The sequence below is a fragment of the Mesorhizobium cantuariense genome, assembly GCF_042647205.1.
GTDB lineage: Bacteria > Pseudomonadota > Alphaproteobacteria > Rhizobiales > Rhizobiaceae > Mesorhizobium > Mesorhizobium cantuariense.
Map to the genome: position 1 here is coordinate 711,236 of NZ_JBHRVD010000001.1, position 20,376 is coordinate 731,611.

Below are 20,376 nucleotides of genomic sequence, written 5' to 3' on the forward strand. Positions count from 1 at the left end.
CATCGTGCTGCTTGGCCCGCCAGCCACCCTCGGCGTTACGCCGTAACATGATGATCATGCATGCCTGGCGCCGGGAGCAGGCTAAAAACGAGCACTGACGGCAGTCGACTTGCCTTTCGACCCCCAGCACGAGGTGCCAAGCATGCTTTCCATAATGCTGCCCGGCTGATGGCGGGGACCGGCTGCGCGGCCGTCCAGCTCGAGCGCTGGCGAGCCGATGGCCCATCCGCTTGCTCGGTGCGCGGAAAACTGCGATCACGGCGATGCCGGCTTGACGTTGGTCAACGCGCTCTGGTCGCTTTCCGCGCGCCGACCCGGACGGTTCGCTTCGCCTCAACCACCAGCTCCCGAACAGCCGACCGCTGCGGTGTGACCATTGCGATTGTCGAACGCCGGGGCGGTGTCGCGGCCGTGACCTTTGCCGCTGACGAACCCAATCGCTCGTTCCTGCTCGCCGCCGAGCGCTATGAACAGGCGCTTCAACTCATGGCGACCTGTTTCCATATTCACATTCGTCGCAAGCTTGTTACCGATCGAGTGATAAGTGGTATTGCGCTGACGCTGCGGGAATATGAGTGCATGCAATGGGCGGCGCGCCGCAAGTCAGCGTGGGAGACCGGCCGTATCCTGGGCGTCAAGCGCCGTTCAGCCGCGTATCATCTGGACAATGCCAGGAAGAAGCTCGGCGTGCGCACAGTCATGCAAGCCGTGATGCAGCTTTCGGCTTCCAACAACGATCTTTTCTGACAAGCAGCTTTACCCTGTACAGTTGCACAGGATGCTTCGTGCCGAAGGTTCGCCTCCAATGCCAGGGTGATCCCTTTAAGGAGGCCCAGCGTGATTCAGCTTGTTACACCCGATTGCTATGGCGACTTTGTCGACGAACTTCATGAAATGCACCGCTTGCGTTACCGCGTCTTCAAGGAGCGGCTGGACTGGCAGGTGCCGACGAACGGCCGCTACGAGATCGATTGCTTCGATTCCTTGAAACCGAACTATCTCCTTTTGCGCGGTTTCGGCGGTGCTGTCGAGGGATGCGCGCGGCTGCTTCCGTCGACCGGACCCACCATGCTGGGCAACACTTTTGCCGAGCTGTTGGAAGGCAAGGCAGCGCCCAGCGAGCCGGATATCTGGGAAAGCAGCCGCTTTGCCCTCGATCTTCAGCCATCGACCCCCAAGGGCGCCGGCGGCGTGGCTGTCGCCACCTACGAACTCTTCGCCGGCATCATCGAATTCGGCCTGTCATGCAGTCTCGAGCGAATTGTCACGGTCACCGATCTGCGCATGGAGCGCATCCTGCGCCGCGCCGGCTGGCCGCTTGAGCGGATCGGCGAACCGCACGCGATCGGCCTAACCCGCGCGGTGGCCGGATATCTCGACGTCTCGGCCGAGACGCTTGGTTCCGTTCGGCGCAATGGCGGTTTCCATGGGCCGGTTCTGTGGGCGCCAATAGCCTGCGGCGCGATGTGATGCCTGGTCGGTTTGTCCGTGGGGCTTGTCCATGAGGTCGGTGGAGGACACCGGAGCCGACTGGCCGGACTGGTGCGATGATAGGGCGTACCAGCATACGTTTCGTCTGACGCGGCGAGAGTGGGCCTGGGAGTTCTTGCGGCGCAATCCGGCATTCCGCAACGATCTGGCCAAGGCACTGGAGGGGGCCGAATGGCTGGGCAGTCCAAGGTCGCTCGACATCATCGCGTCGCGCGCCGACCTGACGCGGTGGGGCGTTTTGTTTCGCGGACTCCTTGCGGCCTGATGCGCGTGTATTCTGGTGTCCACGCCAATGTCCCTACGTCTTGCCGATCACCGCCGAACCGGCATCTTCCTCGGCCGCGCCGCCCGCTTTCGATCTGACGGCGCCGCCATGTCGTGCCACGGTGCTTTTGGCAGGCAACGGCCGCCAGCACGTTCTGTTGCGCCCTGCTGAGCGACATCTTCAGCTCGCGGTTTCAGGTGCGACAGTCGCTCAGCGCGTGCGCCTGCAGGTCGACGCGATCTGGCCGGCCGGGCAGGCGAAGCATCGGCTATGGGCACTTGAATGCCTCAACAGCCTGGCGATGCGCGGACGGCTGCCGAATACCCTGTTTCGTGCGGAGGCGCGTGGCCGACGTCTCCGCTTCGTCCTTCGTGCGCTCGATGGGTCGCTGTCGGGGGCAACGCACCGGGTCATCGCCGAAGCCCTGCTTGGCCAAGCGCGCGTCAGGGCCGATTGGGCAGATCCGCGCGATCATCTGCGCGACCTGATCCGTCGCGCCATACGCCGCGGCCATGCCCTCATGAACGATGGATACAAGGACCTGCTCACTTGAAAATGCGGTGTGGCGCACCCGAGCAAATGGTCAGCTGCCGAACATTGCCTTGTAGCCCGTCCTCACCATCCAGTTTGCACGTCGCAGATGACTGTCAAGCGACTTTAGGGCTCGCTCCGGTTCGCATACCGGATCGAGGCCGAGAATGACTTGCGCCATCTCTTCCTTGCTTGCGTTGTCGGCCGATGCGTCCAGCAGCCGCATGTAGATCGTGAAATGCTCCCTGTCGTAGGCCGTGAGACTGTCCGACCAGGGGACTTCGTCGATAACGGGTTCATTAGGCTCGAGGCGCGATCTGTTTCCCAATTCTCTCTCTCGGTTTGTACGATCGCGCGTCCGCCCTGACGCCCGGTCAATATCCTAAAATGGGATACTCCGAAACTGGGATTAGTCGGCGAGCCGGTTCCTTCATGGCCGGTTCGCAAAATGCCGAAATCCCTTCGATCATCTCGCCAGCGCCAGATGCTGAAACAGCTGATTGCGGCGCGAAAGAACAAGGGCCTGACCCAGCTCCAGGTTGCGCAGGCGCTGGGCCGCCCACAGTCCTTCGTCGCAAAGTATGAGGGCGGTGAACGTCGTTTGGACGTCATTGAGTTTTTAGAACTAGCGGAGATTCTGGAGGTCGATCCCTGCCAGCTGCTGGCACAGGTTCCTCGTTCTCGCCACCGATAGGTCACGATAAGGGGAGCTTCAGCGAGAAACGTCCTCAAGTCGAATCCTTCAACAAGGCGTCCGGCGGGCCGAGACCGCAGGATCTGCTTCGCGATGGACCGAGCCCGATCTGCTTTGCCGGCTCCGGGCGGTCTCGGCCGCCCACCTTCCCCTCGCGGCCATGAGCAGGACCTGACGCAAGAGGAACTGGCTGCGCGCGCGCTGAGTTTGACCCAGGTTGACGATCTGAGCCGTTCGCTCGTCCCGTTTGATCAAAATAGCAGCGTAATCGTCGTTGTTGAAATGAGTGAATCGAGTTGGTTGGCGGCGGGACAGGTTCCCGGCATTGAACGCTTGCCTCTGAAAAAGTTGGAGCCTGATCCTATTGCTTTGCTGCGGCTGGTGGAGCGGTGGCGTGACGAGGCGGTCAAGGTGGGCAATGCAATCGAACGGATTGCGCTGGCCTTCGAGGCCGGGCGCGATGGGTTCTGGCTGGCGCGGTGGCTGGAGAGGCGCGGCATCGAGGTGCACGTCGTCCATTCGACTAGCGTCGCGGTGTCGCGCGAACATCGTCGGGCGAAGACCGATCGGTTGGACACGGCGATGCTGATGCGCGTCTTCCTGGGCTGGCTACGCGGCGAGCGTGGGCATTGCGGGATGGTCGCAGTTCCGACGCTCGAGGAAGAGGATGCCAGGCGTCCAAGCCGTGAGCGGGAAAGTCTGGTCAGCGAGCGCACGCGGATCATCAACCGCATGAAGGCGATCCTGGCGTGGCTCGGGATCCGCAGCTTCAATCCCAAATTGCGAAAGGCAGTACAGCGCCTTGACGGGCTGCGGACACCGGACGGTCTGCCACTGCTACCCAATACGATCGATGAACTCCGGCGCGACATGGCCCGGCTCGCCATGGTCTGCGAGCAAATCAAAGCGATCGAGAAGGCCCGCCTTGCGCGTCTCGAACAGGAGCCGGCGGCGGGGCCGCACGCGATGGTGCGTCTCATCGCCAGCATTATCGGCATCGGCATCGAGACAGCAGACATGCTGGTTCAGGAGGTGCTCTCCCGCAATCTTCGCGACCGGCGGGCTGTGGCGCGCTATGCCGGCCTGACCGGCGCGCCCGACGAAAGTGGCTCTAAGCGGCGCCAGAAGGGACTGGCGAAGGCAGGTAACGCCCGCGTCCGTCGCGGCCTGATCCAGCTTGCTTGGCGCTTTCTGCGGTTCCAGAAGGATAGCGCTCTGGCCCAATGGTACCGGGCGCGAACGGAAGGTCCGACCGCCGCACGCAAAACGAAGATGATCGTAGCGCTCGCCCGCAAGTTGCTCATAGCCTTGTGTTTAGTCCCGGCATTTTGCTGGAGCGGATTTAGCTTGAAGCGTTGTTGTTCTGTGGCCCAAGCTTCGCAGATGAACTGGTAAGGCGTGAGGCCGTTGAGGGTCTTCAGCCTACGAGCGAAGTTGTAGGCGGAGACGAAGTCTGCAAGGTGCTGGCGAAGCTGATCGTGGCTCTCGTAGTAGGTGGCATCCTTGATAGTCCGGTTCATTCTTTCGACCTGGCCGTTATCCGGTATGTGATCTGCGGTGCCTATTCGTCCTGCTGTTTCTTTGTTTGGAACGGCCTTATGGTGAGCCCATCCGGGACCTGGGGCACCGGGAGCACGAAGGTGCGGGCAGGCCGTCTTTAGACCGTTGGCTGAGAGCCCGAGCTCGTTACATGGCCGCCCCTCGCGACTTTCCCGGATGCGCTGCGAGCGCGGATCAGTAGATGTCGTGTTGCCCGCCAGCTCCCGTTCTTGACCGAGCCAGAAAGGAGGCAACAGGCATGTGCATCATCGGACTGGATATCCACCGCGCCTTCGCCGAGGCGGTGGCGTGGGAGGACGGCAGGCTCAGGCGGCTGGGCCGTGTCGACATGCGGCGCGACTGCTAGAGGCGTTTGCCGCAAAGCTGGCGCCGAGCGACATCGTGGTGATAGAGGCCACTGCCAACGCGTCCTCGGCCGCCGCGGTTGTCGCGCCGCACGTACAGAAGTGGTGATCGCAAACCCGAAGCAGGTGCGCATCATTGCCTATGCCAAGATCAAGACGGATACGATCGATGCCGGCGTTCTGGCGACAGCAGGCTTCCTGCCAGAAGTCTGGATTCCGGACGAGCCGACACAGGCGCTGCGCCGGCAAGTGACGCGGCGCAATCAGATCGTCAGGCAAAGATCGCGGTTGAAGAATGTCATCCAGTCGATCCTTCATAGCCACCTCATCCCGTCCTGCCCGCATGCCGACCTGTGAGGCGCCAGTGGCGGTTGCCGCGCAAAGCAATAAATCTCTCGCCAGGTTATTGCGATACTCGTCCAACATGAGGTCTAGTCAGGCTTCCGTCAGATACCACGAGTATGATGATACCCTCAGCGTGCAATGCGACAGGAATGACCGTGCGCAATTGTATTTTCATTTGCACTCGGGGTTGGCTATGACGGGTATTGGTCGACGTGGTGGCTTGTACAGTGGGCAAGTCAGAGCTGGGGGCGCGCAGGACATAGGGGGGGCCCGCGGTCCTGCCTCTGGACAAGGTGGCCAACAGTTCAATTCACTCATGGAGCGGATGCGTTCCGACCATGAAAATCCAGAGGGCGGACCCGTCCGCACCAGTGATATCCTGCGGGACGCGTCTCCTCATCCATCAGTTGGCGCACGCGGGAGGCGGCGCGGGTTGGATAGGGAGGAAGGCTGGTCGCATTTCGAGGATGAACCCTGGCGCGGCGATCAGGTGGCGGAGGGCTCGCAAAGGGGCGAGCGCCCGCCTCAGCGACAGGATCGTGGCGCATTCAATCGGGAAGAAGGCCCCTCGCGTTTCGGGGATGAACCCTGGCGCCGCGAGCGCCCGCCCCAGCGACAGGATCGTGGCGCACCCTATCGGGAAGAAAGCTCTTCCCGCTCTGGTGGCGAGCATTGGCGCGACGATCGGGCGGCCGAGGGCTCGCAAAGGGGCGAGCGCCCGCCTCAGCGACAGGATCGTGGCGCATTCAATCGGGAAGAAGGCCCCTCGCGTTTCGGGGATGAACCCTGGCGCCGCGAGCGCCCGCCCCAGCGACAGGATCGTGGCGCACCCTATCGGGAAGAAAGCTCTTCCCGCTCTGGTGGCGAGCATTGGCGCGACGATCGGGCGGCCGAGGGCTCGCAAAGGGGCGAGCGCCCGCCTCAGCGACAGGATCGTGGCGCATTCAATCGGGAAGAAGGCCCCTCGCGTTTCGGGGATGAACCCTGGCGCCGCGAGCGCCCGCCCCAGCGACAGGATCGTCGCGCACTCTATCGGGAAGAAGGCTCCTCGCGCTCTGATAGCGAGCATTGGCGCGGCGATCGGGCGGCCGAGGGCTCGCAAAGGGGCGAGCTCCCGCCTCAGCGACAGGATCATGGCGCATTCAATCGGGAAGAAAGCTCTTCCCGCTCTGATAGCGAGCATTGGCGCGGCGATCGGGCGGCCGAGGGCTCGCAAAGGGGCGAGCGCCCGCCTCAGCGACAGGATCGTGGCGCACCCTATCGGGAAGAAAGCTCCTCCCGCTCTGGTGGCGAGCATTGGCGCGGCGATCGGGCGGCCGAGGGCTCGCAATGGGCTGAGCGCCCGCCTCAGCGACAGGATCGTGGCGCACTCTATCGGGAAGAAGGCTCCTCGCGCTCTGATAGCGAGCATTGGCGCGGCGATCGGGCGGCCGGAGACTCGCAAGCAAGCATGCGCCAGCGTAATCAGGCGGCCGAGAGCTCGCAATCGGGCGCGCTTCCGCAGCCAAGGCAATCCGCAAGCGACCTGGGTCCTGGACTTGGAAAGCGGCGCGTAGACGACGTAGCCGCGCAGAGCCACGCCAGCTTTGAGCGACCTGATCCACAGTATTCAGGCGAGTTGCATGCAGCACTAAGAGGAATTGCTAACGCGCGTGACATCGGGGGGTTCTCAAGAGAGGTGGTGAAGCATTCCAAGCGCCTGCGGATGCCGGATCAAGCAACGTTCATGCAAAAGGCCTCCGTCGATTTTGAACGCAAATTTGTCCCGCGCTTGGAGGAAGATATCGACGCCCGGCAATCATGGGGGTACGCCACTACGTGCAATGCGGTGAGCCGGTATGCGGGAGGGCAGGCAGGGATAGAAGCTTGCAGGGCTGTCGCAGCTCGGCTGTCGCAGCTTGATCTCGCGTTAATGAAGAAGATTGAACCGAGAGCGCTTTCGCTCTTCGCATCATCATTCGGTCGGGACCCATTGTCGACGAAATGTCGCGATGGAGCGATGAGAATCGCCCGAATTTGTCAGGATCAAAGGGGCGTACTAGGTGAGCTGGGCAGCCAAAATCTCTCGTTGCTGGCCAATGGTTTCAGCAAGTGGCCGGAAGCACCGGACTGTCGCAAGGCCACAGCCGCGATCGCCGATGAGGTCCTTCGCCGCGCCGAAAGCGAGGTCGGGCTCTCTGACTTTATGCAGGAGCATCTGACGTGCCTGGTAAATGGTTTCAGTAAGTGGGCGGAAGTGCCGGACTGCCGCGAAGCCACAGTGGCGATCGCCAGTGAGGTCCTTCGCCGCGCTAAACGCGACGTCCGGCTCTTTGACTTTACTCAGCAGGGGCTGGCGACCCTGGTGAACGGTTTCAGCAAGTGGCCGGAAGCACCGGACTGTCGCAAGGCCACAGTCGCTATCGCCGAGGCGGTCCTTCGTCGCTCCGGAAGCGGCGCCTTGATCTCTGATTTTACTCCGCAGGACCTGGCGAACCTGGTGAATGGTTTCAGCAAGTGGCCGCAAGCGCCTGGCTGCCGCGAGGCCACAGTCGCGATCGCCAGCCAGGTCTCTCGCTTTGCCAAACGCGAAGCCCAGCTCTCTGACGTTACTCCGCAGCACCTGGCGAACCTGGTGAACGGTTTCAGCAAGTGGCCGGAAGCGCCGCACTGCCGCGAGGCCATAGTCGCGATCGCCAGCGAGGTCTCTCGCCGCGCCAAACGCGACGTCCGGCTCTTTGACTTTACCCAGCAGGGGCTGGCGAATCTGGTGAACGGTTTCAGCAAGTGGCCGGAAGCGCCGGACTGCCGCGAGGCCACAGTCACGATCGCCGGCGAGGTCTCTCGCCTTGCCAAACGCGAAGCCCAGCTCTCTGACTTTAATGCGCAGGACGTGGCAAACCTGGCGAACGGTTTCAGCAAGTGGCCGGAAGCGCCGCACTGCCGCGAGGCCACAATCGCGATCGCCGGCGAGGTCTCTCGCTTTGCCAAACGCGAAGCCCAGCTCTCTGACGTTACTGCGCAGCACCTGGCGAACCTGGTGAACGGTTTCAGCAAGTGGTCGGAAGCGCCGGACTGCCGCGAGGCAACAGTCGCGATCGCCGGCGAGGTCTCTCGCCTTGCCAAACGCGAAGCCCAGCTCTCTGATTTTAATGCGCAGGACGTGGCAAACCTGGCGAACGGTTTTAGCAAGTGGCCGGACGGAGGGGCCTGTCGCGAGGCCACAGTCGCTATTGCCGAGGCGGTCCTTCGTCGCTCCGAAAGCGCCTTGATCTCTGATTTTACTCCCCAGAACCTGGCCAACCTGGTCAACGGTTTCAGCAAGTGGCCGGACGAGACGGGCTGCAGCAAGGCCACGGTCGCGATCGCCGGTGAGGTGCTTCGCCGTGACAACCGGCTCTCTGATTTTAGTCCGCAGGGATTGGCGAACCTTGTGAACGGCTTCAGCAAGTGGCCGGAAGCAGCGGCGTGCCACCAGGCAGTCCTGGACATCGTGCGCAAACTGGGCTCCGGAGGCCAACGATTCGGAACGTTCACCACACTTGAGCTCGGCATGATGGCCAATGCTCTGGGGCGAAGTGTCACCAGGGGAGAGGACACAGGAGAGATCATAGAGACCGCTCTGCTGAAGGATCGGCTACACCAGCTGGCCCGCTACCTTCACTATGCCAGTGATCGTCTGGAGCAGACCCACGTTCTGAACATCGCCGTGATTTTCAAGGCGCTGGCCAAGGCTCGATTGTTTGACGATCTCGGTTTGCTCGCACGGCCGGCGTTGGATCGGCTTACGGAATTGCATCGTGCCCCTGGTTTTGCCGCTGAGAACAACCTCGAAACCATGGGCAATCTCTGCCTCGCCGTGCTGCCGCTGGCGCGCAGCCCGCGCAAGAGCCTGCGCTGGCATCGGAGGCAGGCTCTGAATTTGCTGAACGACATTCAACCGATCGTCGAGCATAAGATTGAGGCGCATCTCAAAGCAGGCGATGGCGAGCGGACCCGTGGCCCGTACTCGAGCCGTCGCCCCGCCTTGTCGATCTATCAAGTGCTCAAGACCCGCACGGTTCTGGCGACATTGTTCCGCCGGCCGTATGTCGAGGGCAAGAAGTCCGATTTGCGGGTGAGGCAAGAAGAGCTGCAGTTCAAGACCAAGGAGATTTTGGAGAAAACGGCCGGCCTCATCGAAGGCGACCTTTCCACCATGAGTTGGAACCTGATCGCGGAGATCGCTGCAGAGACCCCGCTTGATGGGCTGGACACGTTCATGGCGCAGAATGTGGCGACGGTCCAGGCCCAACATCCAGCGTCGGTGTTCGACGTCCATCAGGTGTTGCGAGCAATGGACCACGAGCCCAGACCGCCGCAAGGTGAGGCGGGACTGATGCAGTTGCCGGTGGTGGACATGCAGGGCCGGCCAGTGGCCACGGAGCCCGAGACACGCTATTCGATTTTTCATCGCCTGACCTCGGGAGCTTTGCCAGTCGTCGCGGTGCAGCTGCCAGGAAAGCCCAGCCCCTTCATGCTGGCGCGTACGGTTACCGTCGAGGGTGTGCCATACCGCATGGACCTGTTCGGCGGAAGCAAGTTAAAACCACCGAAACCGACCCTCTCGCAGCTCGCCGCCCGCGCCCCGGACGCCGCGGCAGCCATGTCTCCTGGCGGAAAGCTGCTGGCCATTCCGTATGCCGATACCGCATCGGGCACGGCGTTCGAGCAGCTATTGCGCGCCTGGGCCCCTTTCAAGGAGGCATATTATTATACGCAGCGCAGGGGTTTTGCCGCGCCTCCAGCAATCAAGGGGCTGGGCCCTCACGACTACGCGCTGGAGGGCGCCTTCAAACTGTCGCTGCTGCCGGATCGCCCTGCGAACCAGGAACATCCCTTCAAGCTAACTGGGCCGGAAGGCCCGATCGCCTTGCGATCGCATGATGGCTGCGGTTTCATCAAGGCCTCGCTGGCCAACCGCATGCCGGCTGTTCATCGCGCCCGCCGGCAGGAAGGTCCTGATCGGGTGCCTGCCTTTGCTGAGGGACGCAGATCGTCCCTGCCTGCCTCGGCGCTGCAACATTATCCACGCAGCGAGTCGGTGGCCGATGAGGCGCAAGAGAAGGCCAAGACCTGGCTCGAGAGCCGACAGGGGCAAAGGCTGTCGGCCGAGGAGCTGTTTCGAACCGTGACTGGCGGACATATCGACGGTCCTGGCGCGGTTGCCATACCCTCCAGCGACGAGTGTCTCCATGTGCCGACGCTCAAGAGCGAGACGTTGACGGGGACGAGCGGCGTGCTGATCGGGCGCTCGCCCTATGACAAGCCCAACCTGCGCCCGTTTGCCCCAGAAGGAGTCAAGTCGGCCCTCGAGGGGGATCCGACCGCTGTGTTTCTCGACAACTGCACGGCCATCCAATACAGCTTCAACGTCGCCCAGAAGTCGGGGAGGGAACTGGCGGCCAACGATCCGACCTTTTTTGCCAAAGGCATTCTGATCGTTGTCCCGGATAAGATGTGGCCGGCCGCCTACGCCGACCGTGGGCTGGTGATGTCTGCCGAGGACGTCAAATGCCATGCGAGCTGGACCTCGAGCAAGGACCGCGTCAAGGTGGACACGCCGCTCGACTGCCTCGGCATCCTGCAGGCGACCGAGGTGTTTGCCCCGGGCTCGTTGGTGGCTGTCCCGACCGGTGAGCAGAAAAAACTTGACGGCGACTTCGACGGCGACACCGTCATCATCCTCGGCGACCGGCCGCAGCTTTATGAGCATTTGCGCGCGTTCGATCACCGGGAGCAAGCTCTGGGACTTCCGTCGCTGAAGCCGCCAAAGTCCCATACCCCGGCGCTTGAGGGCGACGATTACCAGTTCAGTCGCGCCCGCCAGATCCTCTCTGCCACGCAGAATGTTCTGGAAACTTATACCTGCCTGCAGCGAAGCTTTCTGGCTCAATCCCATGAAGCACGACGCTGGTTTGCCGAGCGTGCCGTCTTTGGCACCTATGAGGGCGTTCACAAGGAGCTCCGGCGAGATATCGGTCAGCTGTTGAACCAGGAAGAGGTGAGTGGCCAGGATATCCAGAACACGTTTGCGAGGGCGAGGCGCGAGATTGAGGTCGCCAAACATCCGGTTGCCCGCGAAATGGCCGAGTTGCTCGTCTCCGACCTTGTGGCATGGGCAGTCAAGCAGGGTGGACAACTCCTGCCCGAAACAATCGAAAGCGCGAACGCCGCAAACCCGAGCTTCAGCGCAAGGCTGTGCGAGCTTTTCCCGGGTCTGACCGAGACCTATCCGGCAACGCCTCAGCCACGAGACCGCATCCAGCTTTTGCTCGACCACTATCCTGCTCGCATCGATTCTCGCCCAGATGGTTACAATCCGGACGACCTCGTACAAAGCGCAACCAACTTGCTGAGCCTCGGCATCAAGGTCGGCACCGACGCCTATAAATCCGATACTGGCGCCAACCTTTTCTTCAAGAAGGGCAGCTACCTTCAGCGGCTCCTCCACCAGACACCGGGCTTGAAGTCCGTGCCCTATGTCAAGGGCGTTGCGGCGACCCTCGCCCAGGGAAGGTTTGACGTCGATGCGACCTTGGATGATCTGAAAGACAACCCCACGCTGGCCGCTGGCATCATGGAGGCCTCGATCAAATTCGCTGCGGAGCAAGGCATTCTGCCGAAACCTTCTGGCCTCCGGCCCACCGCCGAGGATGCCGACATGATGATTGCGCTGACCCGCGCGGAGGCTTCAGAGCGCGCCCAGATCGAGGCTGCCCGCGCTAGAGCCGAAGAGAGCAAAATCACCGAGGCCGCGCTCGGCGTCGCCGAAAGCCTCTGGAAAGCGGACTTCCAGATGAAGATGCCCCATCTGGAGCGCCGCTTGAAATCGCATGCCTCCATAACAGATGAACTCACCGGCATGAGCGTCCCGCCCGGCAGCGCTCCACAGCTCCTCACCAATACTGTACGCCATGTCTTCGAAATCCCTGACGAGCATTTTATAAACGCTTTCAAGAAAGCCATGCTGGCCTTCGATGACCGGGGCTACACCGAGGTCAGCGTGGTCAACTGGTTCAGTAAGCAGACTCGAAATTTCTTGGGCATCAAGGTAGTGCTCGCCACGCCCGAAGCCTATCGCTTCGAGGTCGAGTTTCACACGCCAGGCAGCTACAGGGCCAAACTGGCCAATCACGACACTTATAAGATCCTTGGCAAGCTTCGGCAGCAGCATTCAAGCGGGGATGCTCCGCAAGCCAAGGCCGAGGAACTGATGAAACGCGCCATCGAGGTCTGTGCCGAGGTTGCGATCCCCAAAGGCGCCCATAGCATACCAAACTGGAAAGCCGAAGAGGATCCTAGATGGAGCGCTGCTGCGGCATTTGGAATGCGAGTTGGCGAAAAATCAAGAATGTCCGAGATCGCCAGGTCGCCGGAAGCAAGCCAGATTGCGCCGGCCCTCGGCGTGCGGCCGATAGCGCTCGTCGGCATGTCGGGCGTCGGTAAATCCACCATTGGCGAGCGGCTTGCAAAAGGGTTGGGGTTGAAATTCATCGACTCCGATGCCGAGATCAGGAAAGAGGCCGGCATGTCGATAAAAAAACTTTGCGAAACCCATGGCGAGGAGCATTTCAGGGAGCTTGAGGCGAGAGTGATTGCGCGTGTGCTGAAGCAAGGACCGGCAGTGCTCGCGACCGGTGACAGTTCCTTCATCCATCAGCAGACCCATGGGCTCATCCAGGACAAGGCGGTCTCGATCTGGCTCAAGGCCGATGCCGACCTGATAATGCGACGGCTCGGGAGACGACGCGGTCGCCGGCTGCAGCAGGCCTCGGACCTGCTCGGCACTATCACGCAACAGATCGCTGAGCGTGAGCCGATCTATCAAAATGCTCATCTCACGATCGCTTCGCGCAATGTGTCGCATGAGAGGCAGATGGATGAATGCGTCAGGGCGCTGCACGCCTATCTGCGTCCCGAGCCGGCCGCCGCTCAGCCGGGCGTCTAATAAATCCCGTTAATGAGTTTCCCGCTCCCGACGCGGATAAGAACCCAGGAGCATGCTCGCCCCAGTATTTCATACAAAGTGAGCGAGAACCCAAGCAGCCCTCCCAGGAGTATTTGCGCCATGAAGAAAGCTGAGGCTCAGCCAGACCGGAGAGCCTGACGACACCCGAACGACGTCTCGGGTTCGCCCCGTTGTCCCAGCTGCTCCATGAACTTCGATGTAGTCGGCATCCAGCTTCTCCGCGATCATTTAATCTAGCCTTTGCATTTTGTAATCTCTCCCGTGACTCCGCCGCTTTGTCGAGAATACTCCGTGGTGAAATGCTCGATAAGAAGCTGGCCTCTCATGCATTGAGATTCGAAAGGTCTTTGCCCGCAATCTTCGCCGGCACCGACACAAAAAGAAACTGTCCCAGGAGGCGCTGGCGCATGAGGCCGGCGTCGACCGCACCTACATCAGCGCCCAGGAACGCGGCGTTTACGGTGCCAGTATCGATATGGTCCAGAAGCTCGCCAAGGTGCTTGAGGTTGATCCGGCAGCCTTGCTGGATCCTCGATCGGAATAGAGTTGTTCAACGAGGGGTCGGGCGGGTCCGGCACTACAGGATCTGCTTCCCGATGATCCTGTTGCAAATCGTTCCGAGCCTGGCGCGCAAGGGTTCTCGCGGACCGAGCCCGATCTGCTTTGCCGGCCCCAGGCGGTCTCGGCCGTCCATTTTTCCCTCGCGGTCACGAGCAGCACCTGACGCAACAGGAACTGGCGGCGCGCGCTGAGCTTGATCATGCGCTACGTGGACGAGATCGAACGTGCCAGCGTGAATGTGCTGGGGCGATTGGCTATCGCTTTGATCCCTGCGATTTGATCAGGCCCGTCGAAGAAATAGGCTTTGAGCTTCGCGACATGATCTCCCAAACCTGGGCGCCAGCGCGCCTTTGGCGCGCACCGGGTGCTCGTGAACCGAGCCCGCTTTTCTTCGGCAGGCTCAGGCGGTCTCGGCCATCCGGCTTCGCCCCCTGGCGCAAAAGCAGCCTTGCGGCTGCCGATGGTCGCCGTCCTTTGGCCGGCGCGGTCTTGGGTTAGCTGCCTTTCCCGGCGGCGCGGGGTGGGCGGCACTCCCTTCTAGGCCCGCCGCGGCAATCCGCAACCCTTCGCTGTCGCTCCGGGTCCTCCACTTCGTTCCGGTCCTTCGGATGCGGTTCGCCTCCGACGGCGGGCCTTTCCGGTCGCGTTTCGCCGCCCACCCCGCTTCCGGGGAAAGGCGTGCGATTGAAGAGCGGAGGATAAAACGATGCGTTCAAACAGTAAGCGTTGCGCCAACGCAAGGGCAGGCGGGCGCCCGGGCGCCAGCCTTTATCAGGAGATCACCGACCGCATTGTCGCCGAGCTGGAACGCGGCACCGTGCCATGGGTCAAGCCTTGGGGCAGGGCCAATGCCGGGCTCGGCCTGCCCAAGAACGCCGCCACCGGGCGCTGCTATTCCGGCATCAACATCCTGATCCTGTGGGGCGCCGTCATCGAGCGCGGCTATCCCTGCCAGAACTGGCTGACCTTCCGGCAGGCGCTGATCCTTGGCGGCAATGTCCGCAAGGGCGAGCGCGGCACGACCATCGTGCATGCCGACCGCTTTGTTCCCAAAGACGAAAAAGAACGCGCCAGCGACGATGGCGAGGAGCCGCGGGCAATTGCCTATCTCAAGCGCTTCACCGTCTTCAATGTCGCTCAGTGCGACGGCCTGCCCGAGCATGTTCGCGCCGCCGCCGAGCCGCTACCCGAACGCGAAATCATCCCGCAGGCCGAAGCGCTCATCCGCTCCAGCGGCGCCGATTTGCGCATCGGCGGCGAACGCGCCTTCTACATGCCCGGTAGCGACTGCATTCAGGTCCCGCCGCAGCCGGCATTTTTCAAGCAGATCGACTATTACAGGACCTGCTTTCACGAGCTTGGCCACTGGACCGGCCACCCCTCGCGCCTTGCCCGCGATCTCTCCGGCTCGTTCGGCTCCAAGGTCTATGCTCGCGAGGAACTGGTCGCCGAAATCGCCGCAGCCTTTGTCTGCAGCAGTCTCGGCATCGAGCCGACCGTGCGCCACGCCGACTATATCGGCTCATGGCTGAAGGTGCTGCGCGAGGACAATCGCGCCATCTTCAGCGCTGCCAGCCGCGCCTCGAAAGCCGCCGATTTGCTGCTCGCTTTCCACCACGATGAAGCCGAGCCGCCGCAGGAGGGGATCGCGGCATGAGCGCCGTGCGCTTCCCATCCCCTCCAGAGCGAGACGACGCCGCAAGACGAGCAAACGCTCGTCCCCGGTGTCCGCCCGATCACCGCGCGACTGGCTCGACCGCCTCATGGAGGCGGCCGCGTGCCGCGCAAAAGCCGCTCGATATCGGCCTCTGGTGAGGCGGATCAGGGAAAGGTCCAGCGAACCTTTCTCCCGCCGAATGCCCGCAATCAACTCGACCTGTTCTGAAAAAGGAGTTTTTGCCATGATCCTGATCACCGACGACCTTTGCGCCCGGCTTCTCGCCAACGGCGCGGCGCAAGTTGAAACCGACCATCAGCCGGTCGTGAAGCTGTTTGATCCGGCAGGCGCGGCGACCTGGCTGTTGACCGAACTCGACCCCGACGGCGACACGCTGTTCGGCCTTTGCGACCTCGGGTTCGGGTACCCCGAACTCGGCAGCGTCAGCCTTGCCGAGCTTCAAACCGTCAAAGGTCCGCTTGGCCTCGGCATCGAGCGCGACCTCCATTTCGAGGGCCGCTTCCCGCTCTCGGTCTATGCGCAGGCCGCGCGCCTCGCCGGCCATATCACCGAGGCCGAACAGCTTCTTCGACAGGCAGCAAGCGTACTCTCGAAGCGCCATTTTGAGCTTTCGCCCGACGCGGCGAGAGAGCGCCGCTAGGCGCAAAATCCGTCCCCGCCGCGCTGCCTCCGGCGTTTGCGGCGGGGACAAATCCAACCGAAGAAAAGGAGAAAAACCATGCAGCTTGCCCACATCGCAATCGACCGGCTCAACATTTCCGCCGTCAACATGCGCCATGCCAGACGCGCCCCGGACGTGTCCGGCATTCTGCCCTCGGTTCGCGCGCGCGGCGTTCTCGTGCCGCTTCTGATGCGGCCCAACGGCGCGCCCGACATGTTCGAAATCGTCGCCGGACGCCGGCGTTACTTCGCGGCGAAATCCATTGCCGACGAGCGTGGCGAAGCCGAACCGTTGCCCTGCGCCATCATGGAAGACGGCGACGACGCCGATGCGCTCGAAGCCTCGCTGATCGAAAACATCGCCCGCCTCGACCCGGATGAAGTATCGCAGTGGGAGACGTTTTCGCGGCTGATCAAGCAGGGCCGCACCGTTCCAGACATCGCCGCCACCTTCGGCATCACCGAGCTTGCCGTGAAACGCATCCTGGCGCTTGGCGACCTGCTGCCGAAACTCCGCGAGGCCTATAGGCGCGACGAAATCGACGCCGAGACCGCGCGCCATCTCACCATGGCCTCGAAGGCGCAGCAACAGGACCGGCTGGCGCTTCTTGCCGATCCCGAGCAATACCCGCCGCGCGGCTTCCAGCTGAAGCAGTGGCTGTTCGGCGGCCAGTCGATTTCCACCAAGGTGGCGCTCTTTCCAATCGAGGATTACCCCGGTCTGATGGTGTGCGACCTGTTCGGCGAGGATAGCTATTTCGCCGATGCCGATCTGTTCTGGGAAAAGCAGAACGCGATAATTGCCGCCAGACGCGACGCCTATCTGGAAGCCGGCTGGGCCGAAGTGGTGGTGCTGGAACCCGGCCAGTATTTCCACTCATGGGACCACGAAAAGACGCCGAAGAAAAAAGGCGGCAAGGTCGTCATCACCGTCTCGCATCGCGGCGAAGTCGAGTGTCACGAAGGCTGGCTGTCGCACAAAGAAGCCCGCCGCGCTCGCGGGAAAGCCGATGCCGGTGAGGAAGCAGACACGCCCGCCAAGCCGTCACGCCCCGAGCTTTCTGGCCCAATGCAGAACTATGTCGATCTGCATCGCCACGCGCCGTGCGCGCCGCCATGCTCGATCATGCGGGCACAGCACTGCGCCTGATGGTGGCCCATGCCATCACCGGTTCGGGTCTCTGGCACGTGCGGCCCGGACCGCAACGCGCCGCCAACGAGGCGGTGGCCGCGAGCCTCGCGAACGGCAAGGCCGAAGCCGCCTTCGCCGAAAAACGCCGCGCGGTCCTGGCCCTGCTGAACATGGCCGATGAGAACAGAACCGTCGCCGGGGGAAAAAGCGACGATCATGCCACGGCGAGCGTCTTTGCCCGCCTCCTGGCGCTTCCCGACGAAGACGTGATGCGCGCGCTCACCATCGTCATGGGCGAGACTTTGCAGGCAGGAAGTGTTGTGGTCGAGGCGCTCGGCAACCATCTGAATGTCGATATCGGCGCCTGCTGGCAGCCGGACGAGGCCTTCTTCGACCTCATTCGCGACAGGGAAATCGCCAACGCCATGCTGGCCGATATAGCCGGCAAGCACGTCGCGGACGGCAATGTTTCGGAGAAGGTCAAGACGCAAAAGAAGATCATCCGCGACTTCCTTTGCGGCGAGAACGGCCGCCACAAGGTCGACCAATGGCTGCCGCGCCGGATGAAAGTCCCTGCCGAAACCTATACCGGTCGCGGCGGCTTCCGCACCGCCGATCAGTGGGCGAAAGTCCGCGCGTTGTTCGGCTCCGAATGACCCCTCTCGCTCGGGCGGCGGCACCTCCCTTTACCGCCGCCCACGCGACGTTCCGGTCGGGTGGATCTCGGCATTCAGCCGTCCCTGGCGGTTCGCAACCGCAGTAAGATCCGACCGCCAAACTCCTCGCCATCGGCCAATGATCACCACACCCGCATGGCTGGCAGAGCGCCAGCGCTGATCGGCCCCAGCTGTCGTCGGCACGGCCTCCGAGCGTCCACGGCCCCACCTTGCCGTCGTCTGCTTGTTGCATGCAGCGCGGTCAGCGCGACCTGTCTCCATGTGTCTTCAGGGACCATTTCCCTGCGGCTGGCTTGTCGACCTATGGGCGATCCGGCCCGCCCGAAACCCTCGCCGCCAGCTTTTTTCCCCGCCGCCTGCGGCGGCTTCCTCGCGCCGCTTCGCTTCAAAAAAAGCCGTCCGCTCGGGTCCTTCGCTGTCGCTGCGGCCCTGAAGGGTTCAGGCGTTCCTGACGCGCCCATCACGGTCCGCCATCGCAGGGGAATGGTCCCCGGCGAACAGCAAAAGGAGACTAACATGACCGCGATCGGCTACGTCACCAAGCAGGACAACGGCGGCTACAAGGGCCAGCTCAAGACGCTCAGCGTCCGCGCCGACATCGACATCGTGCCCAACCAGGCCAAGGGTGCCGAAAACCATCCCGACTTCCGGGTGCTGACGCAGGGCGTCGAGGTCGGCGCGGGCTGGATCCGCACCGGCGAGACCTCCGGCAAGGACTATGTGAGCCTGTCAATCGCCGCCCCTGAGTTCGGCCCGCGCAAGCTCTACGCCAATCTCGGCCGCGCCGCCGGGCAGGATGACGACGAAACCTACGCCATCATCTGGAACCCGGTCGACTGATCGGCAAGCCCCAGGCCCTCGCGCCCCAGCCGGCGCGGGGGCTCCTCTCAAGGGGCGGCGAAAACCCATGGTCCGACTCTTCGCCCGTCCCTGAAGCGCCCTCACGCGATCATCCTCCTCGCTTCTCCCACGCGAACGAGGATGATCATGGACGACGAAAACGAGCGCGCGGCCCGCGCCAAGAAGGGCAGCCCGTTCCTCAATACAGCGCAGGCTGCTTTCTATATCGGACTGTCCCAGCGCACCCTGGAAAAGATGCGGCTCACCGGCGGTGGCCCGAAATTCCGCAAGCACGGCCGCTATGTCCGCTACCACATCGACGAACTCGATGAGTGGTCAAAAGGACGCCAGCAGGACTCCGACGCTCAGCATGGAGGCCGGTCATGAGTCGTCCCCCCATCCGTCTGATCGGCAGCCGTTTGCGGCGAATTCGGGTCCGTAAGGCAATCGCCATAGCTGCGATTGGCGTCGGCCTCATCGGCTTCACCGCCTTCGAAAAACCATCGCCCTGGCTGGTCTGGAACGCCTCGGCCAGCGCGCCGCTAGGCCTTTATTTGGTCGCTTCGGCAGCACCGGCGCGCGGCGATCTGGTGCTTGTACGGACCGCGCAAGCGGTCGCCGATCTCGCCGAAAAACGCGGCTATCTGCCCCGCAACGTGCCGCTGGTCAAGCGCATCGCTGCACTGCCGCACGAGCATGTCTGTACCTTCAACGAAGCCATAATCATCGGCGGCGCGATCGTCGCGCGCCGCCTCGCAACCGACATTCAAGGCCGCGCGCTACCATGGTGGAACGCGTGTCGAAAGCTCGTCGATGACGAGGTCTTCCTGCTCAATGGCGAGACGCCCCGCTCCTTCGACAGCCGCTATTTCGGGCCGGTCCCGGCCTCGAATGTCATCGGGAGGCTGGTGCCGCTATGGACCGACTGACCCTCCTGATGCTGGGCATGATCGCCCTTGCGCCATGCGCCTGTTCCGCCTCGACCGGCGCTGAGCCGGTCGCCATCTCCCATAGTCCGCAGCTTCAAAAGTGGCAGAAGTTCGTATCGGAAGCAAGCAGGCGCTTCCGTATTCCTGAAACCTGGATCTACGCCGTCGTCGATGCCGAGAGCGACGGCAAGACCAGGCTCGATGGCCGTCCCATCACTTCGCGCGCCGGCGCCATGGGCCTCATGCAGGTCATGCCTGGCACCTATCAGGACATGCGGGCCGCGCACGGTCTGGGCACCGATCCGCACGATCCGCACGACAATATCCTGGCCGGCACCGCCTATCTGCGCGCCATGTATGACCGCTTCGGCTTCCCCGGCCTGTTCGCCGCCTACAACGCTGGACCGGTACGCTATGCGGCGCATTTGAAACGCGGAACACCGCTTCCAAATGAGACGGTTGCTTATCTGAAAGGGCTAACGGCGGCCGGGGTTTCGGCCGCCGACATGGATCAGTTCAAGGGCAAATCACCGCGTGCAAAGGCACCAGAAGCTCCCTCCGGAGGATCGCTGTTTTTTCTGCGGAACGGCGAGCTGGCGCGCAAATCGAACGGCAAAATTCTGGTGCCGCTCGGGAAGGATCACCTTGGGACAAGCAAGCCGGACAGCCGGTGAGGGCT

At 62.6% G+C, this 20,376-nt stretch carries 17 protein-coding genes and 3 pseudogenes; 17 read left to right on the forward strand and 3 right to left on the reverse strand.

All coding sequences use genetic code 11. The annotated features are described in order from the left end of the window. Nucleotides 1-363 precede the first annotated feature (363 nt). The 4 genes and pseudogenes from ACFOJ9_RS03395 to ACFOJ9_RS03410 form a co-directional block, all read left to right on the forward strand. Nucleotides 364-747: pseudogene (locus tag ACFOJ9_RS03395) on the forward strand (helix-turn-helix transcriptional regulator); the annotation flags it as partial. A gap of 90 nt (nucleotides 748-837) precedes the next feature. Next, nucleotides 838-1,470: an acyl-homoserine-lactone synthase gene (locus ACFOJ9_RS03400; RefSeq protein WP_378924216.1), complete on the forward strand. Its 633-nt coding sequence runs from the start codon at nucleotides 838-840 to the stop codon at nucleotides 1,468-1,470. Nucleotides 1,471-1,501: 31 nt separating this feature from the next. Further along, on the forward strand, nucleotides 1,502-1,756 hold the full coding sequence (locus ACFOJ9_RS03405; RefSeq protein WP_143748885.1) for a transcriptional regulator domain-containing protein: 255 nt from the start codon (nucleotides 1,502-1,504) through the stop codon (nucleotides 1,754-1,756). Between the two features lie 40 nt (nucleotides 1,757-1,796). After that, nucleotides 1,797-2,309: a DUF2285 domain-containing protein gene (locus ACFOJ9_RS03410; RefSeq protein WP_245331279.1), complete on the forward strand. Its 513-nt coding sequence runs from the start codon at nucleotides 1,797-1,799 to the stop codon at nucleotides 2,307-2,309. A 30-nt stretch (nucleotides 2,310-2,339) separates the two neighbouring features. Here the strand turns inward: ACFOJ9_RS03410 and ACFOJ9_RS03415 are convergent, their stop codons facing one another. Next, complete coding sequence (locus ACFOJ9_RS03415; protein WP_095090259.1) at nucleotides 2,340-2,615, reverse strand: DNA -binding domain-containing protein; 276 nt, start codon at nucleotides 2,613-2,615, stop codon at nucleotides 2,340-2,342. A 120-nt stretch (nucleotides 2,616-2,735) separates the two neighbouring features. Here ACFOJ9_RS03415 and ACFOJ9_RS03420 point away from each other — a divergent pair, with 120 nt between their 5' ends. Together ACFOJ9_RS03420 and ACFOJ9_RS03425 are read left to right on the forward strand one after the other, a co-directional pair. Then, nucleotides 2,736-2,981 (forward strand): helix-turn-helix domain-containing protein, encoded by a 246-nt coding sequence (locus ACFOJ9_RS03420; RefSeq protein WP_095090258.1) that lies wholly within the window; start codon nucleotides 2,736-2,738, stop codon nucleotides 2,979-2,981. A gap of 207 nt (nucleotides 2,982-3,188) precedes the next feature. Further along, complete coding sequence (locus tag ACFOJ9_RS03425) at nucleotides 3,189-4,376, forward strand: IS110 family transposase (RefSeq protein WP_245331278.1); 1,188 nt, start codon at nucleotides 3,189-3,191, stop codon at nucleotides 4,374-4,376. On the opposite strand, the pseudogene ACFOJ9_RS03430 reads toward ACFOJ9_RS03425, so the two are convergent. Further along, nucleotides 4,319-4,549, reverse strand: a pseudogene (locus ACFOJ9_RS03430) (integrase core domain-containing protein); the annotation flags it as partial. The gene ACFOJ9_RS03425 and the pseudogene ACFOJ9_RS03430 overlap by 58 nt on opposite strands. A 230-nt stretch (nucleotides 4,550-4,779) precedes the next feature. On the opposite strand from ACFOJ9_RS03430, the pseudogene ACFOJ9_RS03435 reads away from it, so the two are divergent. Then, nucleotides 4,780-5,239, forward strand: a pseudogene (locus tag ACFOJ9_RS03435) (IS110 family transposase); the annotation flags it as partial. Nucleotides 5,240-5,633: 394 nt separating this feature from the next. On the opposite strand, the gene ACFOJ9_RS03440 reads toward ACFOJ9_RS03435, so the two are convergent. After that, on the reverse strand, nucleotides 5,634-6,641 hold the full coding sequence (locus ACFOJ9_RS03440) for a hypothetical protein (protein WP_378976974.1): 1,008 nt from the start codon (nucleotides 6,639-6,641) through the stop codon (nucleotides 5,634-5,636). Between the two features lie 270 nt (nucleotides 6,642-6,911). On the opposite strand from ACFOJ9_RS03440, the gene ACFOJ9_RS03445 reads away from it, so the two are divergent. The 10 genes from ACFOJ9_RS03445 (at nucleotide 6,912) to ACFOJ9_RS03490 (ending at nucleotide 20,371) form a co-directional block, all read left to right on the forward strand. Then, on the forward strand, nucleotides 6,912-13,199 hold the full coding sequence (locus ACFOJ9_RS03445) for a shikimate kinase (protein WP_378976976.1): 6,288 nt from the start codon (nucleotides 6,912-6,914) through the stop codon (nucleotides 13,197-13,199). 349 nt (nucleotides 13,200-13,548) lie between these two features. After that, a complete protein-coding gene (locus ACFOJ9_RS03450) occupies nucleotides 13,549-13,764 on the forward strand; it encodes a helix-turn-helix domain-containing protein (protein ID WP_095090521.1) in 216 nt (71 codons plus the stop codon). A gap of 723 nt (nucleotides 13,765-14,487) precedes the next feature. Continuing rightward, nucleotides 14,488-15,438, forward strand: a complete 951-nt coding sequence (locus ACFOJ9_RS03455) for an ArdC family protein (protein WP_378924798.1) — start codon at nucleotides 14,488-14,490, stop codon at nucleotides 15,436-15,438. A 244-nt stretch (nucleotides 15,439-15,682) separates the two neighbouring features. Further along, on the forward strand, nucleotides 15,683-16,099 hold the full coding sequence (locus ACFOJ9_RS03460; protein ID WP_378976978.1) for a DUF2958 domain-containing protein: 417 nt from the start codon (nucleotides 15,683-15,685) through the stop codon (nucleotides 16,097-16,099). A gap of 78 nt (nucleotides 16,100-16,177) precedes the next feature. Continuing rightward, a complete protein-coding gene (locus tag ACFOJ9_RS03465) occupies nucleotides 16,178-17,269 on the forward strand; it encodes a ParB/RepB/Spo0J family partition protein (protein WP_378976980.1) in 1,092 nt (363 codons plus the stop codon). Then, nucleotides 17,236-17,907 (forward strand): hypothetical protein, encoded by a 672-nt coding sequence (locus ACFOJ9_RS03470; RefSeq protein WP_378976982.1) that lies wholly within the window; start codon nucleotides 17,236-17,238, stop codon nucleotides 17,905-17,907. The genes ACFOJ9_RS03465 and ACFOJ9_RS03470 overlap by 34 nt, the downstream gene beginning before the upstream one ends. 537 nt (nucleotides 17,908-18,444) lie before the next feature. Continuing rightward, complete coding sequence (locus ACFOJ9_RS03475) at nucleotides 18,445-18,768, forward strand: DUF736 domain-containing protein (RefSeq protein WP_095090520.1); 324 nt, start codon at nucleotides 18,445-18,447, stop codon at nucleotides 18,766-18,768. Between the two features lie 147 nt (nucleotides 18,769-18,915). Further along, nucleotides 18,916-19,155, forward strand: coding sequence for a helix-turn-helix transcriptional regulator (locus tag ACFOJ9_RS03480; protein ID WP_095090519.1), 240 nt, complete (start codon nucleotides 18,916-18,918; stop codon nucleotides 19,153-19,155). Continuing rightward, complete coding sequence (locus ACFOJ9_RS03485) at nucleotides 19,152-19,697, forward strand: S26 family signal peptidase (RefSeq protein WP_095090253.1); 546 nt, start codon at nucleotides 19,152-19,154, stop codon at nucleotides 19,695-19,697. Before ACFOJ9_RS03480 ends, ACFOJ9_RS03485 begins: the two co-directional genes overlap by 4 nt. Continuing rightward, entirely contained in the window at nucleotides 19,685-20,371 is a 687-nt protein-coding gene (locus ACFOJ9_RS03490) for a lytic transglycosylase domain-containing protein (RefSeq protein ID WP_378924805.1), read from the forward strand. The genes ACFOJ9_RS03485 and ACFOJ9_RS03490 overlap by 13 nt, the downstream gene beginning before the upstream one ends. The last annotated feature ends 5 nt before the right edge of the window (nucleotides 20,372-20,376 follow it).